This is a genomic window from Citrobacter sp. VF227 (assembly GCF_052950715.1).
On sequence record NZ_JBRFVF010000001.1, the window covers coordinates 586,402 to 602,819 of the forward strand.

Consider the following 16,418-nt stretch of genomic DNA (forward strand, 5'->3'; position numbering starts at 1 on the left):
TCCCGTTTCAATAAATGTCGTAACACACCCATCATAACGGTTTCGACAAATATACTGAAATCAGGTGTTGACTTTACTCCATCGAACTAGTTAACTAGTACACAAGTTCACATGAAGAAGGTATCTGAGATGAAAGCAACATTTATCCTGCATGGTTGGTGGCGCACTTCCTGATTTCGGGCAGTGTCTTACGTCTGCAATATGCAACCAGATACCCGGCCCGCCAAATGAGCGGGCTTTTTTTTGAACAAAATTAATGAGAATAACGATGCAAACACAAAAACCGACGCTCGAATTGCTTGCCTGCGATGCCGCCTACCGTGAGAATCCAACAGCACTGTTTCATCAGGTTTGCGGCGCACGTCCGGCAACGCTGTTGTTGGAATCTGCAGATATCGACAGCAAAGACGATCTGAAGAGTCTGCTGCTGGTCGACAGCGCATTGCGTATTACTGCCATCGGTGACACTGTCACTATTCAGGCATTATCCGCAAACGGCGCATCGCTGCTGCCCCTGCTGGATGCGGCCCTGCCAGCTGGCGTTGACAACGAACAACAGCCGAATGGACGTCATCTGCGATTCCCTGCCGTCAGCCCGCTGCTGGATGAAGACGCCCGTTTATGTTCCCTTTCTGTATTTGATGCGTTCCGTTTATTGCAAGGGCTGGTTAATGTTCCTGCGCAAGAACGTGAAGCGATGTTCTTCGGTGGTCTGTTTTCCTACGATCTGGTTGCCGGTTTCGAAGATTTACCTCAGCTTGAAGCGGGCAACCGTTGCCCTGACTACTGCTTCTATCTGGCAGAAACGCTGATGGTCATCGACCACCAGAAAAAAAGCACCCGCATTCAGGCCAGCGTTTTTACCCCCAACGATGCAGAAAGACAGCGTCTTAATGCCCGTCTGGCGCAACTGAGCCAACAGCTTACCGAACCTGCGCCGCCGCTGCCCGTCACTGAAGTCCCGCAGATGCGCTGCGAATGCAATCAGAGTGATGAAGAGTTTGGTGCAGTGGTCCGTGGGATGCAAAAGGCCATTCGCGCGGGTGAAATTTTCCAGGTGGTACCATCCCGCCGTTTCTCGCTACCCTGCCCTTCGCCGCTGGCTGCCTACTATGTACTGAAGAAAAGTAACCCCAGCCCGTATATGTTTTTCATGCAGGACGACGAGTTCACGCTGTTTGGTGCTTCACCAGAAAGCTCGTTGAAATACGATGCCTCCAGCCGCCAGATTGAAATCTATCCCATTGCCGGGACTCGCCCACGCGGCCGTCGGGCGGACGGTTCGCTTGACCGCGATCTCGACAGTCGTATTGAGCTGGAGATGCGTACCGATCATAAAGAGCTTTCAGAGCATCTGATGTTGGTTGACCTGGCGCGTAACGATCTGGCGCGCATCTGTACGCCGGGCAGCCGCTACGTTGCTGATCTGACCAAAGTGGATCGGTACTCCTTCGTGATGCACCTGGTTTCTCGCGTTGTCGGCGAACTGCGTAGCGATCTGGATGTGCTGCATGCGTACCGCGCCTGTATGAATATGGGCACGCTAAGCGGCGCGCCGAAAGTTCGCGCCATGCAACTTATCGCCGAGGCAGAAGGTCGACGCCGTGGCAGCTATGGCGGCGCCGTAGGTTACTTCACCGCCCATGGCGATCTGGATACCTGCATTGTGATTCGTTCCGCCCTCGTGGAAGACGGTATTGCCACCGTACAAGCCGGTGCCGGGATTGTTCTGGATTCTGTTCCGCAGTCTGAAGCCGATGAAACCCGTAATAAAGCGCGTGCGGTTCTGCGTGCTATCGCCACCGCACACCACGCACAGGAGACTTTCTGATGGCTGACATTCTGCTGCTCGATAATATCGACTCTTTTACCTATAACCTGGCAGATCAGTTGCGGACTAACGGTCACAACGTGGTGATTTATCGTAACCATATTCCTGCACAGACGTTAATTGACCGCTTAGCGACTATGAAAAATCCGGTGCTGATGCTCTCTCCAGGTCCTGGTGCGCCAAGCGAAGCGGGCTGCATGCCGGAGCTGTTAACCCGCCTGCGCGGCAAGCTGCCAATCATCGGTATTTGTCTGGGGCATCAGGCCATTGTTGAGGCCTATGGTGGATATGTGGGACAGGCCGGGGAAATCCTGCATGGTAAAGCGTCCAGCATTGAACACGACGGCGAGGCGATGTTCGCCGGTCTGGCAAATCCGCTACCGGTAGCACGCTATCACTCTCTGGTTGGTAGCAACGTTCCGGCCGGTTTGACCATCAACGCCCATTTTAACGGCATGGTGATGGCGGTGCGTCACGATACCGATCGCGTGTGCGGCTTCCAGTTCCATCCGGAGTCCATTCTGACCACCCAGGGTGCGCGTCTGCTGGAGCAAACGCTGGCCTGGGCGCAACAGAAGCTTGAACAGACCAATACGCTGCAACCTATTCTGGAGAAACTGTATCAGGCGCAGACGCTGTCTCAGCAGGAAAGCCACCAGCTGTTCTCCGCCGTGGTCCGCGGTGAACTGAAACCCGAACAACTGGCAGCGGCGCTGGTGAGCATGAAAATTCGTGGCGAGCATCCGCATGAAATTGCCGGTGCGGCAACCGCGCTGCTGGAAAATGCTGCCCCGTTCCCACGACCTGATTATCTGTTTGCCGATATTGTCGGTACCGGCGGCGACGGCAGCAACAGTATCAATATTTCCACCGCCAGCGCCTTTGTTGCAGCGGCTTGCGGGCTGAAAGTGGCCAAACACGGTAACCGCAGTGTCTCCAGCAAATCGGGATCTTCGGATCTGTTAGCGGCATTTGGCATCAATCTGGATATGAACGCCGATAAATCCCGCCAGGCGCTTGACGATCTCGGCGTGTGTTTCCTGTTTGCACCGAAATACCACACCGGTTTTCGCCATGCCATGCCGGTACGCCAACAGTTGAAAACCCGCACGCTGTTTAACGTACTCGGCCCGTTGATTAACCCGGCGCATCCGCCGCTGGCGCTGATTGGCGTTTACAGTCCGGAACTGGTGCTGCCGATTGCCGAAACGCTACGCGTGCTCGGATATCAGCGAGCAGCCGTGGTGCACAGCGGTGGAATGGATGAAGTTTCATTGCATGCGCCGACCATTGTGGCAGAGCTGCATGATGGCGAAATTAAGAGCTATCAACTGACGGCGGAAGACTTTGGCCTGACGCCTTACCACCAGGAACAGCTGGCTGGCGGCACGCCGGAAGAAAACCGTGACATTCTTAGTCGCTTGTTACAAGGTAAAGGTGAAGCCGCTCATGAAGCTGCTGTGGCCGCGAATGTCGCCATGTTAATGCGCTTGCACGGTGAAGAAGATTTAAAAGCCAATGCGCAAACCGTGATTAATGTACTGCGTAGCGGTGCGGCCTATGACCGTGTCACTGCACTGGCAGCAAGAGGGTAAATGATGCAAACCGTTTTAGCGAAAATTGTCGCAGACAAGGCGATTTGGGTAGAAGCCCGCAAACAGCAACAACCGCTGGCCAGCTTTCAAAATGATGTTCAACCCAGCTCTCGTGATTTCTACGATGCGCTGCAAGGTGCGCGCACCGCCTTTATTCTGGAATGCAAAAAAGCATCGCCATCAAAAGGCGTGATCCGTGATGACTTCGATCCGGCACAGATTGCGGGCGTATATAAACATTATGCTTCCGCGATTTCCGTGCTGACCGATGAGAAATATTTCCAGGGCAGCTTTGATTTCCTGCCTATCGTCAGCCGCATCGCGCCACAACCTATTCTGTGTAAGGACTTTATTATCGATCCTTACCAGATTTACCTGGCGCGTTTCAACCAGGCGGACGCCTGTCTGCTGATGTTGTCGGTACTTGATGATGAGCAATACCGTCAACTTGCCGCCGTCGCCCACAGTCTGAAAATGGGCGTACTAACCGAAGTCAGTAACGAAGAAGAGTTGGAGCGCGCTATCGCACTGGGCGCCAAAGTCGTCGGCATCAATAACCGTGATTTACGCGACTTGTCGATTGATCTGAATCGTACCCGCCAGTTGGCGCCGCGCCTGGGCCACGGCGTTACCGTCATCAGCGAGTCAGGCATCAATACCTATGGACAGGTGCGCGAACTCAGCCACTTCGCTAACGGTTTTCTGATTGGCTCCGCACTGATGTCGCATGATGATCTGCATGCCGCCGTGCGTCGCGTACTGCTCGGCGAGAATAAAGTCTGCGGTTTAACCCGGGCTCAGGATGCCAACGCGGCGTATAAATCCGGCGCGATTTATGGCGGACTGATTTTTGTACCCACATCGCCACGCGCGGTCAGCGTTGATCAGGCGCGAGAGGTCATGACCGGCGCGCCGCTGCAATACGTCGGGGTGTTTCGCAACACAGAAATTAGCGACGTGCGTGATACAGCGGCTGCTCTGGGACTCACTGCAGTGCAACTGCATGGTAGTGAAGACCAGGCCTACGTAGACGCGCTACGCAATGCGCTACCCGCACAGGTACAAATCTGGAAGGCGCTGAGCGTCAGCGAGACGTTGCCAGCCCGTGATTATCAGTATGTCGATAAATACGTATTCGACAACGGTCAGGGCGGCAGCGGACAACGCTTCGACTGGTCTCTCTTAGGCGGACAATCGCTGGATAACGTATTACTGGCTGGCGGACTTGGCGCAGATAACTGCGTTGACGCGGCAAAAGCCGGCTGTGCCGGTCTCGATTTCAATTCTGGCGTAGAGTCACAGCCGGGCATCAAGGATGCACGTCTTTTGGCTTCGGTATTTCAGACGCTGCGCGCATATTAAGGAAAAGGACATGACAACATTACTCAATCCGTACTTTGGTGAATTTGGCGGTATGTATGTGCCACAGATTCTGATGCCTGCCCTGCGCCAACTGGAAGAAGCTTTTGTTAGCGCACAAAAGGATCCTGAATTTCAGGCGCAGTTTACAGACCTGCTAAAAAACTATGCTGGCCGCCCAACGGCGCTGACCAAATGCCAGAACATTACTCAAGGCACCAACACCACGTTGTACCTTAAACGTGAAGATTTACTGCACGGCGGCGCGCACAAAACCAACCAGGTTCTGGGTCAGGCGTTGCTGGCGAAGCGTATGGGTAAAACTGAGATCATCGCCGAAACCGGTGCGGGTCAGCACGGCGTGGCGTCTGCCCTTGCCAGCGCCCTGTTGGGACTGAAATGCCGTATTTATATGGGTGCGAAAGACGTTGAACGTCAGTCGCCTAACGTTTTCCGTATGCGTCTGATGGGCGCTGAAGTGATCCCGGTTCACAGCGGTTCCGCAACGCTGAAAGATGCCTGTAATGAAGCGCTGCGCGACTGGTCTGGCAGCTACGATACTGCGCACTATATGCTCGGGACGGCGGCAGGTCCGCACCCCTTCCCGACCATTGTGCGTGAATTCCAGCGCATGATCGGTGAAGAAACCAAAGCACAAATCCTTGAAAAAGAGGGGCGCCTGCCGGATGCCGTTATCGCCTGCGTGGGCGGTGGTTCTAACGCTATCGGTATGTTCGCCGACTTTATTAATGAAACCAGCGTCGGGCTGATCGGCGTAGAGCCTGGCGGTCACGGGATTGAGTCTGGGGAACATGGCGCGCCGTTGAAACATGGTCGTGTTGGGATTTACTTCGGTATGAAGTCCCCGATGATGCAGACCGATGAAGGACAGATTGAAGAGTCTTACTCTATTTCCGCCGGGCTGGACTTCCCATCGGTCGGGCCACAGCATGCGTATCTGAACAGCATTGGTCGCGCCGATTATGTTTCGATCACCGACGATGAAGCGCTGGAAGCCTTCAAAACACTGTGTCTGCACGAGGGGATAATTCCGGCACTAGAGTCCTCTCACGCCCTGGCGCACGCGTTGAAAATGATGCGTGAAACCCCTGAAAAAGAGCAGCTACTGGTGGTTAATCTCTCCGGTCGCGGCGACAAAGACATTTTCACCGTACACGATATTCTGAAAGCGCGAGGGGAAATCTGATGGAACGTTACGAAAACCTGTTTGCACAGCTGAAGGACCGCAAGGAAGGTGCTTTTGTCCCCTTCGTCACCCTGGGCGATCCGTCTGTTGAACAGTCACTGAAAATCATAGATACGCTGATTGAAGCCGGTGCCGACGCACTTGAGCTCGGCATTCCATTCTCCGATCCGCTGGCTGATGGTCCAACCATTCAGGAGGCTACACTGCGTGCGTTTGCCGCAGGCGTTACGCCGTCACAATGCTTTGAAATGCTGGCCCTGATTCGCCAGAAGCACCCGACGATTCCCATTGGCTTGCTGATGTATGCCAACCTGGTGTTTAGCAAGGGCATTGACGAGTTTTACGCTCAGTGTGAAAAAGTGGGTGTAGATTCTGTATTAGTGGCCGATGTTCCCGTTGAGGAGTCCGCGCCATTCAGAGCGGCGGCACTACGTCATAGCATCGCACCCATTTTCATTTGCCCACCGAATGCCGATGAAGAGCTACTGCGTCAGATTGCCTCTTATGGCCGAGGTTATACCTACCTGCTTTCACGAGCAGGAGTGACCGGTGCAGAAAACCGTGCGGCACTACCCCTGCATCATTTAGTCGAAAAGCTGAAAGAATATAATGCTCCGCCTTCTTTACAAGGCTTCGGTATTTCTGCGCCTGAACAGGTAGCCGGTGCAATTGAAGCTGGCGCTGCTGGCGCGATTTCCGGCTCGGCGATTGTGAAAATCATTGAGAAGAATGTTGCGGCACCAGAACAGATGCTGGCTGAGCTGAAAGCGTTTGTCAGCGCGATGAAAGCCGCTACCCTACAGTAAGTTAATTAAACCGCCAGAGGCTTCTGGCGGTTTTACTCCCTGGCCTGCTTCATTTTGTACATGGCCGTATCCGCATTCTGGATTGCCGCATCCAGATCACCCTTCACCTCTGCAATCCCCCACGACACTGACAAGGGTATAGTATTGCCTTCCACCACAAATACATGGCTGGTCACCTGTCCACTTATACGCTCCGCAATTGCGACCGCATCACTGGCCTGAGAGCGAAACAGCAGGATCATAAATTCATCTCCGCCGGTGCGAATCACAAGATCGTGGCTGGTACGGGTGTTAGACAACATTCTGTTGGCGATAATTTGCAGCGCACGATCCCCTGCTGCGTGCCCCCAGGTATCATTGACGGCCTTAAACTTATTGCAATCCAGTAACACTACCGAGCAATGTGATAAATCCCGGCGTTTGATAATGTCGAGAATTCGGCGATTAAAACAGCCGGTCAGCGTATCAATATAAACTTTCAGGTCGCTTTCATTCAGCCATGATTTTAGCGAGAAAGTAATGATGATGAAAAAGAACGGCGCCAGCAGAATAACAATACCGGCTTGCGTATCGCGCGCCATGAAACGGCCTAATGATATCGAATAGTGCAGCGCATATTTTTCTGAAAAATTGCGCACCAAATAGCTGGATTGTCCCGCACATTTGCCGGATAAGCAGAGGCTCTCTTTGTTGGTCAGATTCACCAACTCAACGTTCAATCCGGGAAGAATTTGATTATCAAACGCCTCTGCCAACGCTTCCTCCAGCTCGGGTTTCGAATGATCATAGACCAGATAGGCCACGATTTGATCTGATATCTCTTTACCAGAAAGATCGTAAATATAGCTCACCACGCTGTAGGCTTTTTCACCAGTAATTTTATCGGTATAGAAGTTTGTTGAACTTAGGGCTTTATTTTTGACGTTTTTTTGCAACAACCGGGTATAGAAATCGACGGGAGGATAGAAAAAATGAGTAATATCCATCGCCATTTCGGAGTCAGAAAAACTAAAATTGCGCGAGTCGGAAGCCATAAACCAGTAAAAATAATCTGAATTGCTGGCGATAATGTAACGGTGCGCATCGAAGCTGCCTGGATTTAGCTCATTAACCATTCCACGAATGAACTCCGCTGCAGCATACATACACAGCGCATTATGGCTGGGTTGCTGAGCAATAATCGTCCCTGTTGCAGAATGAACCCGCTTTGGGTCGGCGTTAATTCCCCATTCATCTTTATTTCGTGGAACAAACTGTGCCATAACACCACACTGTTCGCCGGTTTTGATGTGGTAGTAACGCTCGCCAATCGCATCGGCAATCAGTTCATTATCGTTAAAAATATCCAACATGTGAGCTTGCAGGCGGCTAACGCCTTCACTGGCGGCCGCCATACGCTGTTCATAAATGATAAACAGAAACAACGAGGTAAAAACCAACGTAATGAGCCCAGATACCAGCAGAGCCTGCCTGTTTCGGAGCTTATCCTGCACAATCTTCACGAGTCCCCCCGATAGTTAACAGTATCACCAAACCGGTTACCCGTTTATGTTGTTGCATAACAGCGTTGTACTTGGATAAAAATGTTAACTATCCAGAGACTAATGAGTTGAAATAGTAAGCGCACTCGTGCACGAAAGTTACAGGTTTATACAATAAAAGAACATTTTTGTTAACATAAATGCAAACTAATCATCACCTTCAATCGGATACCCTGCACGACGAATGGCCTCACGACAGTCGCTCACGCCTGCGGCATAGCCCGCCTCAATCTCGCAAACCGGACTGGCGCTGCAGTAAGGCAGCGTGATCGTTACGGCAAGGCTCTTCTCCAGAATTTCAACCTTGTTCATGTATTTCAATAACTCGCGCGCAGCATACACGGCAAACTCTGCCGTATCATCGTTTATGGATGCTTCCAGAAGGGAAATTTTGTGTTGCAGCTGGTGACGGGTCAACCTCATCGTCAATCCCCTTAAAGCCAGTTTGCTTAAAGAGTAGCATCTCATCGAATTGAGGAAAGGCAGGGAGTGAAAACGGACAATAAAAAAGCTTACCAGGAAGCGATCAGCCTTTCAGCTTTTGAATCACTAACTTAGAAACGATAACCCGCAGAGAACATAAACCTCCGCTTTGGGCTGTAAGTTTTTCGTTTCATTGCAAATGTCTCCCTTGATTAAGGACAGCGTTGCATCTTTATAAGTGGGGAAGCTCTGGGGAAATAATGGGGAGAAACACCGCCCAAATACAGAATTTGCCAGACATGGTAGCTGCTGTGTGTAGTCGATGATGAAAAACCGGGTGCCTGCTGACATCCACAGACACCCGTAATCACACAGCAGTGCATATTGGATACGCTATATCCGTAGCGAGTGGGTAGATTTATAGTCATTTCGAAGCCGGTTGTCATTAAATCTTTGTGATTGATATCTAATATTTTTAACTAAAATAACAGGTGGGGCTGAGGGCGATTTCGGTATCGCTTGATCCTGAATTCCCCGACAAGCAATGTTCGTGGAACGGGTTTATGACAAAAAGAATTTTGATGGTCTGCCAGATGCAAAAGATATCATTCTGGGCGAGTTGACTGAGAGGATTCACCGGATCTTCCACGATGCTGATGTTCGGGTTACACCGCCTTTTAGCATTATCTGAAAGTGCAGGCAGCACCGTCATACATGGCTGAATTATTGATATTTATCATATATGTTCCCTCCTGCTCATGACATAAAGAATGGGCATCAGGAACAGTAGTGGTGCTAAGCCTGGTGAAACACGCCTTTCTTGATTGGATCATAATTGCTTTGACTCATATTCGGGCTGTGTGTGGCCCATTTTTTTAGTGTTATTTGTGGAGTTTACCTACCCGTAAATTCCCTGAATAACAATAAAAAGTTGAATAACATGCAAGCATTGGGGCGTCTTATCGCAGCCCCTTTTTTTTATAATGATTTGCGAAAGGTATCCAGAGTATCTTCAGGGAGCAAGATGTCGACACACAAATTTTGTTGGGCCATAGCAGTAAAGTTATGACCGATCGCTACAACGACACGCGTGTAAAAAAATGGAAAAAAACTGGTCATTTGATGACCAGTTTTGCAGAAGAACTTAAAAACGATAACCCGCAGAGAACATAAACACCCACGGATCGAGGCGTACACTGTCGCTATAACGGGCTTGCGGCAGAACAGCACCATTAGATTTGTACTTCGCAGTAGTATCGATATCCATGTACCAGACTGACATATTAATCAACCAGTCGCGGTTGATCAGATAATCCATACCAACTTGCCCTGCTGCACCCCAGGAATCTTTCAGGCTCAGATCCGATAAACCGATTTCTTTACCGTTATTGTTAAAACCTTCATCGAAGAAAGTGGTGTAGTTCACCCCGACACCAACATAAGGACGCAGTTTGCTGCTGGAATCACCGAAATACCACTGTGCCATTAAGGTTGGCGGTAAGTGGTGAACGGTCGCAATATCACCTGTTTTGGCAGTGCCAATCTTATGGCGAAACGGCGTAGCGGCCAGGAGTTCTACACCGATATTGTCGGTTGCCATATAGGTAAATGTCAGCCCCAACTGGGTGTTATTGCTGACATTGAAGCCACCCAGACTACCCAGCGTGCCACCTGCGCCTTCCGTCGGTCTGACGGTGGCAGAACCCGCACGAATAAAGAACTCTCCGGCTTCATGCGCAAATGCGTTACCAGAGAGAAGAGTTGTTAAAGCCAATGCTGCAACTGTTAATTTTTTCATGTCCGCTCCATCGTTATGGTTATAAAAGCGGAACGAATATACCCACATTGGAGTAATAAGTGATCAAACCTGGATCACATTGACTTTGATAATTTAACATTTATTGATCCAGATTAAGTTAGAACTTGCATTCAAAATCCAGGTTAAATTAATTCAGATCAATTTTGATATATTTTCACTTCGCAAACACCCCTCGCATTTTTGCCTTTCAGACGATGTTTTTTGGTCGCGATGCGCAAATAACACACAGCGCTCTGGCATGATGCTGAACGGATAGTCGAAAATTACCAGGGCTTTACAAAGATATGCTTTTCCATACATCGCGTGATGCTGCCACTGTAGAGTTATCCAGGGTACAATTGCCCGCAAATGAACACCTGCAAAACTCAAGGAGAGTGCATGTCTATCACGGCGAAATCCGTTTACCGTGACGCGGGAAACTTTTTCCGTAATCAATTCATTACCATCTTGCTGGTATCGTTGTTGTGCGCGTTTATCACAGTGGTGTTAGGGCATGCCTTTTCTCCCACTGACGCTCAAATTGCGCATCTCAGTGAAGGCGATCAGTTAACCAGCAGTGTGGGATTGTTCGATCTGGTGCAAAACATGACCCCGGAGCAACAGCAAATTTTGCTACGCGCTTCTGCTGCGTCGACGTTTTCCGGTCTGATTGGTAATGCCATCCTCGCGGGAGGTATCATCCTGATGATTCAGCTCATTTCAGCAGGGCATCGGGTCAGCGCATTACGTGCCATTGGTGCCAGCGCGCCAGTTTTGCCTAAGTTGTTTATTCTGATTTTTCTGACTACTCTGCTGGTGCAAATCGGTATTATGCTGGTCGTTGTACCCGGTATTTTGCTGGCCATCCTGCTGGCACTCGCGCCGGTGATGATGGTACAGGACAAAATGGGTGTCTTTGCTGCTATGCGCAACAGTATGCGTCTGGCGTGGTCAAATATGCGTCTGGTTGCGCCCGCGGTGATTGGCTGGCTGCTGGCAAAAACGTTGCTGTTGCTTTTTGCGCCAAGTTTTGCGGTACTTACGCCGAATGTAGGCGCGGTCTTGGCGAATACGCTGAGCAACATGATCTCCGCCGTGTTGCTGATCTATTTGTTTCGCCTATATATGCTGATTCGCCAATAAACCCTGAACGCATACCGGGCTTGTACCCGGTGCTTTTGATGACGGAATCGAAGAATGAAGCAGTTTCTTGATTTTTTACCGCTGGTTGTCTTTTTTGCTTTTTATAAGCTTTACGACATCTATGCGGCAACCTCGGCACTGATTGTCGCGACGGCTGTGGTTTTGATTTACAGCTGGGTTCGCTATCGTAAGGTCGAGAAGATGGCATTAATCACCTTTATTCTGGTAGCCGTGTTCGGTGGCCTGACTATCTTCTTCCACAATGATGAATTCATTAAATGGAAAGTGACGGTGATTTACGGGCTATTTGCCGGTGCGCTGCTGGTTAGCCAGTGGGTGATGAAAAAGCCGCTCATTCAGCGCATGTTAGGTAAAGAGCTTTCCCTGCCGCAGCCGGTATGGTCAAAGCTTAATTTAGCCTGGGCCGTTTTCTTCATCCTGTGCGGTCTGGCAAACATCTATATCGCGTTTTGGCTGCCGCAGAACATTTGGGTCAACTTCAAGGTATTCGGCCTGACCGCCCTGACCTTACTCTTTACGTTGCTGAGCGGAGTTTATATTTACCGCCACCTTCCGCAGGAAGATAAATCGTAATTAATGTTCGCCAGATCTACGGATCTGGCGAATTTTTATCCCCTCGCGTTCCTTGTTGCTATAAACCCGGCTCACATCCGCTGCGCACGCCGTATCCCCTCTGTTCTCAGCACGTAAATTCTAGTAGCATCGCGCCTGTAATCTTTCTCTATAGTCGGTTCTACAATGACAACAACGAATAACACTCCCCAGGGCGAACTGGTTTTACGCACTCTGGCTATGCCTGCCGATACCAACGCGAACGGCGATATTTTTGGTGGCTGGCTGATGTCACAAATGGATATAGGTGGCGCTATTCAGGCCAAAGAGATCGCACACGGTCGTGTGGTAACAGTGCGGGTTGAAGGAATGAGCTTTTTGCGCCCGGTTGCCGTAGGCGACGTAGTGTGTTGCTATGCGCGCTGCGTAAAACGCGGGACGACCTCGATCAGCATTAATATTGAAGTCTGGGTGAAGAAAGTTGCTTCTGAACCTATCGGTCAGCGCTATAAAGCTACCGAAGCCCTGTTTATCTACGTAGCTGTTGATAAAGACGGTAAACCGCGTCCGATCCCAACCTTGTCCTGACAGTACGCATTAGCAGCGCCATCCAGTAGTATTTCAATCTTTCGCTCATTGCCGGATGGCGGCGTACCACCAAATCCGGCATAATGCTTACTCGATCTGCGTTGTGCCGTTCAGGCGGAAAACGATATTCACCACCAGGCCAGAACCTGGCTTACCGGCCTCATAGCGCCATCTGCGCATCGCATTTTTCACTTCACGTTCAAACATATTTGCAGGCTGCGCGGACAGAACTTCCACATTTTCGACACGACCATCTGGGGTCACGTCAAATTTGACCTTAACACGACCTTCAATACGCAGCGCCTGGGCACGCGCAGGATACTGTGGCTGATTACGACTTAAGGCGCGCGGCCCGGAAGGCGCGCTTACCGCTGGCTTAGTGGTTGCCGGAGCAGCACTGGTCATTGGACGCGCAGGTGCCGTATTTTCAAACGGAGACGACGGACGCGGTTCTGCGGGCTTCACATCGCGTTTCGGTTGCTCTTCAACCTTTTTCACCGGTTTTGGCTTCGGCTTAGGTTTGGGCTTCGGTTTCTCAATCACTACCGGTGCTTCTTTTGGCTGCTCCGGGATCGGCTCTGGTTCCGGCTCTGGCTCGACGACGGGTTCAGGCGGTGGCTGAACCGCCTGAGGCGGTTCAAGATCGGCAGGCGCGACCATCGTAACGGAAATAGGCTGCGCTGGTGCAGGCAGTTCAATAACCTGATGTACCGAGGTATACAGCAAACCTGCCACTACAGCACCGTGAATGCCGACAGAAAGTAACGTTGGCCAGGGAAAGCGACGAGGTAAATCAAGGGTCATTGAAGTCATAATCGTTTCAGTAAAAAAACCAGGCCTCGATTTTAAATGCAAATAGCAATCATATTCAATAAGACCGTGAAGGTAACTCAGATTTAAAACGCGATTTTATGAAAAATAACCATTTTCGGAGTGTGGCCTTAACATATCAGCAATCTTTCCGTTGCAGTTACCGGGCCTTTCCAATAACGTAAATATGACTTTTACCGTTCAAGGAGCTCTACCCGTGCTGTACGTTATTTATGCTCAAGATATCGCAGATTCTCTCGAAAAACGTCTTTCCGTACGCCCTGCTCATCTGGCCCGTCTGCAACTTCTTCATGATGAAGGCCGTTTGCTCACGGCAGGTCCTATGCCAGCGGTTGACAGTAATGAGCCAGGCGCTGCGGGCTTTACCGGCTCGACGGTGATTGCTGAATTTGAATCTTTAGAAGCCGCACAGGCGTGGGCAGAAGCCGATCCGTATGTGGCGGCAGGCGTTTATGCACAGGTTTCAGTAAAACCGTATAAGAAAGTTTTTTAAAAACAGAACAAAAAGCTGAGACTTTGGGCACCGCCAGCGGTGCCCTTTTAGATCAGATATTGTGGATCGCAAACAGCAACGAGTTACGTTGATGGTTGAGGATGCACTTTCTGATGGTGTGGATGCGCATATTACGACGCGATTGCCCTTCAAGCCAACGTGCTTTACGACGGCTCGCCTGACGCAGCATCCGCCAGCGTCCCACTTCCGTTCTACTACGCTTCATGTTTACTACTCTTTCAGTCACTGAGCGGCCATTATAACGCCACACCGCATGCAGACCAGTGGTTTTCCCGTGTTTTTATTTGCCAGATGAATCCTGATGCGTAAACTCTTAACAATACGCTTTCAAAAGGATTTTTAAATTTATGACAACCTTCTACACCGTGGTGAGTTGGCTGGTCATTCTGGGTTACTGGGTACTCATTGCTGGCGTAACATTACGCATTCTAATGAAACGACGCGCAGTGCCCTCCGCAATGGCCTGGCTTTTGATCATCTATATTCTGCCATTAGTAGGGATCATTGCTTATCTGTCCTTCGGTGAGCTCCATCTGGGTAAACGTCGCGCCGAACGCGCCCGGGCAATGTGGCCGTCAACGGCCAAATGGCTGAACGATCTTAAAGCCTGTAAGCATATTTTTGCGCAAGAAAACAGCAGCGTCGCCTCATCCTTATTTAAGCTGTGCGAGCGTCGCCAGGGAATCGCTGGCGTTAAGGGAAATCAACTGCAACTGCTCACCAGCTCAGATGACGTAATGCAGGCATTGATCCGCGATATTCAACTGGCGCGCCACAACATTGAGATGGTGTTCTACATCTGGCAGCCGGGTGGTATGGCCGATCAGGTCGCTGAGTCATTAATGGCTGCCGCCAGACGCGGGATTCACTGCCGACTGATGCTGGACTCCGCGGGCAGTGTTGCGTTCTTCCGCAGTCCATGGGCGGCAATGATGCGTAACGCAGGTATTGAGGTTGTTGAAGCGCTGAAAGTGAACCTGATGCGTGTGTTTTTACGCCGTATGGATTTGCGCCAGCATCGCAAAATGATCATGATCGATAACTACATTGCATATACCGGCAGCATGAATATGGTCGATCCGCGCTTTTTCAAACAAGATGCTGGCGTCGGGCAATGGGTTGACTTAATGGCGAGAATGGAAGGCCCTGTAGCTACCGCGATGGGTATTGTCTATTCCTGCGACTGGGAAATTGAGACCGGCAAGCGCATTTTGCCCCCGCCGCCGGACGTTAATATCATGCCGTTTGAGCAAGCCAGCGGTCATACCATTCACACTATCGCCTCGGGTCCTGGTTTCCCTGAAGATTTGATTCATCAGGCGCTGTTAACTGCAGCTTATTCCGCACGTGAATATTTAATTATGACCACGCCCTACTTCGTTCCCAGCGACGATTTGTTGCATGCGATCTGTACGGCGGCGCAGCGCGGGGTCGACGTCAGTATCATTCTTCCGCGTAAGAATGACTCCCTGCTGGTTGGCTGGGCAAGCCGGGCTTTTTTCACTGAGTTGCTGGCGGCAGGCGTTAAAATTTATCAGTTCGAAGGCGGTTTGTTGCATACCAAAAGCGTACTGGTCGATGGCGAACTGAGCCTCGTCGGTACCGTTAATCTGGATATGCGTAGCCTTTGGCTGAATTTTGAAATTACGCTGGTGATTGACGATGCAGGATTCGGCGGCGATCTCGCCGCAGTGCAGGATGATTATATTTCGCGTTCTCGCCTGCTTGATGCCCGTTTGTGGTTAAAACGACCACTCTGGCAGCGGATTGCAGAGCGACTGTTTTACTTCTTTAGTCCGTTGCTGTAAAACGTGCCCATCAGACAGTAAACAGGTAGTCATTATGGATATGGATTTGAACAATCGCCTGACTGAAGACGAAACGCTTGAGCAGGCTTACGACATTTTTCTCGAACTGGCTGCGGACAACCTGGATCCAGCCGACATCATTCTGTTCAATTTGCAGTTTGAAGAACGCGGCGGTGCGGAGTTATTCGACCCGGCAGAAGACTGGCAGGATCACGTTGATTTTGATCTGAACCCTGATTTCTTTGCCGAAGTGGTGATTGGTCTTGCAGATACTGAAGACGGCGAGATTAACGATATTTTTGCGCGCGTTTTATTGTGTCGCGAAAAAGATCACAAGCTGTGCCATATTCTCTGGCGCGAATAATCAAACAAAAAAGCTGCTCTCGCAGCTTTTTTCATTT

General features: G+C 50.5%; 17 protein-coding genes, 2 pseudogenes and 1 other annotated feature. Of the genes and pseudogenes, 14 read left to right on the top strand and 5 right to left on the bottom strand.

Annotated elements, in window-relative coordinates; genetic code table 11:
- Positions 1-129: 129 nt before the first annotated feature.
- The 6 genes from trpL to trpA all read left to right on the top strand — a co-directional run bounded on the left by trpL (position 130) and on the right by trpA (position 6,798).
- Entirely contained in the window at positions 130-174 is a 45-nt protein-coding gene (trpL, locus tag ACU8YC_RS02925) for a trp operon leader peptide (RefSeq protein WP_133087228.1), read from the top strand.
- Positions 151-245 (top strand) — a sequence feature (Trp leader region). (Overlaps the previous gene by 24 nt.)
- A 23-nt stretch (positions 246-268) precedes the next feature.
- Positions 269-1,831: an anthranilate synthase component 1 gene (locus ACU8YC_RS02930; protein ID WP_187252333.1), complete on the top strand. Its 1,563-nt coding sequence runs from the start codon at positions 269-271 to the stop codon at positions 1,829-1,831.
- Positions 1,831-3,426, top strand: a complete 1,596-nt coding sequence (trpD, locus tag ACU8YC_RS02935; protein ID WP_446894996.1) for a bifunctional anthranilate synthase glutamate amidotransferase component TrpG/anthranilate phosphoribosyltransferase TrpD — start codon at positions 1,831-1,833, stop codon at positions 3,424-3,426. Before ACU8YC_RS02930 ends, trpD begins: the two co-directional genes overlap by 1 nt.
- 3 nt (positions 3,427-3,429) lie before the next feature.
- Positions 3,430-4,788, top strand: a complete 1,359-nt coding sequence (trpCF, locus tag ACU8YC_RS02940; protein WP_286540750.1) for a bifunctional indole-3-glycerol-phosphate synthase TrpC/phosphoribosylanthranilate isomerase TrpF — start codon at positions 3,430-3,432, stop codon at positions 4,786-4,788.
- Between the two features lie 10 nt (positions 4,789-4,798).
- A complete protein-coding gene (gene trpB / locus ACU8YC_RS02945; protein ID WP_151225521.1) occupies positions 4,799-5,992 on the top strand; it encodes a tryptophan synthase subunit beta in 1,194 nt (397 codons plus the stop codon).
- Positions 5,992-6,798 (top strand): tryptophan synthase subunit alpha, encoded by an 807-nt coding sequence (trpA, locus tag ACU8YC_RS02950; protein WP_187252332.1) that lies wholly within the window; start codon positions 5,992-5,994, stop codon positions 6,796-6,798. Before trpB ends, trpA begins: the two co-directional genes overlap by 1 nt.
- A 32-nt stretch (positions 6,799-6,830) precedes the next feature.
- On the opposite strand, the gene ACU8YC_RS02955 is transcribed toward trpA, so the two are convergent.
- Positions 6,831-8,300, bottom strand: a complete 1,470-nt coding sequence (locus ACU8YC_RS02955; protein WP_187252331.1) for a GGDEF domain-containing protein — start codon at positions 8,298-8,300, stop codon at positions 6,831-6,833.
- Positions 8,301-8,486: 186 nt separating this feature from the next.
- The gene (locus ACU8YC_RS02960; protein WP_151225522.1) at positions 8,487-8,762 is read right to left on the bottom strand and encodes a hypothetical protein; all 276 of its coding nucleotides are present in this window, start codon (positions 8,760-8,762) and stop codon (positions 8,487-8,489) included.
- Between the two features lie 544 nt (positions 8,763-9,306).
- Between ACU8YC_RS02960 and ACU8YC_RS02965 the strand changes: the two are divergent.
- A pseudogene (locus ACU8YC_RS02965) lies at positions 9,307-9,447 on the top strand (DinI family protein); the annotation flags it as partial.
- 459 nt (positions 9,448-9,906) lie between these two features.
- Here ACU8YC_RS02965 and ompW read toward each other — a convergent pair.
- Positions 9,907-10,560: an outer membrane protein OmpW gene (gene ompW / locus ACU8YC_RS02970; protein WP_151219375.1), complete on the bottom strand. Its 654-nt coding sequence runs from the start codon at positions 10,558-10,560 to the stop codon at positions 9,907-9,909.
- A 284-nt stretch (positions 10,561-10,844) separates the two neighbouring features.
- On the opposite strand from ompW, the pseudogene ACU8YC_RS02975 reads away from it, so the two are divergent.
- The 4 genes and pseudogenes from ACU8YC_RS02975 to yciA all read left to right on the top strand — a co-directional run.
- Positions 10,845-10,931: pseudogene (locus tag ACU8YC_RS02975) on the top strand (YkgJ family cysteine cluster protein); the annotation flags it as partial.
- Positions 10,932-10,959: 28 nt separating this feature from the next.
- A complete protein-coding gene (locus ACU8YC_RS02980) occupies positions 10,960-11,703 on the top strand; it encodes a YciC family protein (RefSeq protein ID WP_423390996.1) in 744 nt (247 codons plus the stop codon).
- A gap of 54 nt (positions 11,704-11,757) precedes the next feature.
- Positions 11,758-12,297: a septation protein A gene (locus tag ACU8YC_RS02985; protein WP_151219377.1), complete on the top strand. Its 540-nt coding sequence runs from the start codon at positions 11,758-11,760 to the stop codon at positions 12,295-12,297.
- A 165-nt stretch (positions 12,298-12,462) separates the two neighbouring features.
- A complete protein-coding gene (yciA, locus tag ACU8YC_RS02990; RefSeq protein ID WP_151219378.1) occupies positions 12,463-12,864 on the top strand; it encodes an acyl-CoA thioester hydrolase YciA in 402 nt (133 codons plus the stop codon).
- Between the two features lie 87 nt (positions 12,865-12,951).
- Here the strand turns inward: yciA and tonB are convergent, their stop codons facing one another.
- Entirely contained in the window at positions 12,952-13,668 is a 717-nt protein-coding gene (tonB, locus tag ACU8YC_RS02995) for a TonB system transport protein TonB (protein WP_151219509.1), read from the bottom strand.
- Between the two features lie 223 nt (positions 13,669-13,891).
- Here tonB and ACU8YC_RS03000 point away from each other — a divergent pair, with 223 nt between their 5' ends.
- Positions 13,892-14,188 (top strand): YciI family protein, encoded by a 297-nt coding sequence (locus ACU8YC_RS03000; RefSeq protein ID WP_151225523.1) that lies wholly within the window; start codon positions 13,892-13,894, stop codon positions 14,186-14,188.
- A 52-nt stretch (positions 14,189-14,240) separates the two neighbouring features.
- Here the strand turns inward: ACU8YC_RS03000 and ACU8YC_RS03005 are convergent, their stop codons facing one another.
- The gene (locus ACU8YC_RS03005; RefSeq protein WP_016153268.1) at positions 14,241-14,414 is read right to left on the bottom strand and encodes a YciY family protein; all 174 of its coding nucleotides are present in this window, start codon (positions 14,412-14,414) and stop codon (positions 14,241-14,243) included.
- Positions 14,415-14,556: 142 nt separating this feature from the next.
- Between ACU8YC_RS03005 and cls the strand changes: the two genes are divergently transcribed.
- The gene (gene cls, locus ACU8YC_RS03010) at positions 14,557-16,017 is read left to right on the top strand and encodes a cardiolipin synthase (RefSeq protein ID WP_151225524.1); all 1,461 of its coding nucleotides are present in this window, start codon (positions 14,557-14,559) and stop codon (positions 16,015-16,017) included.
- A gap of 34 nt (positions 16,018-16,051) precedes the next feature.
- The gene (locus tag ACU8YC_RS03015; RefSeq protein WP_151219379.1) at positions 16,052-16,381 is read left to right on the top strand and encodes an HI1450 family dsDNA-mimic protein; all 330 of its coding nucleotides are present in this window, start codon (positions 16,052-16,054) and stop codon (positions 16,379-16,381) included.
- Positions 16,382-16,418 lie beyond the last annotated feature (37 nt).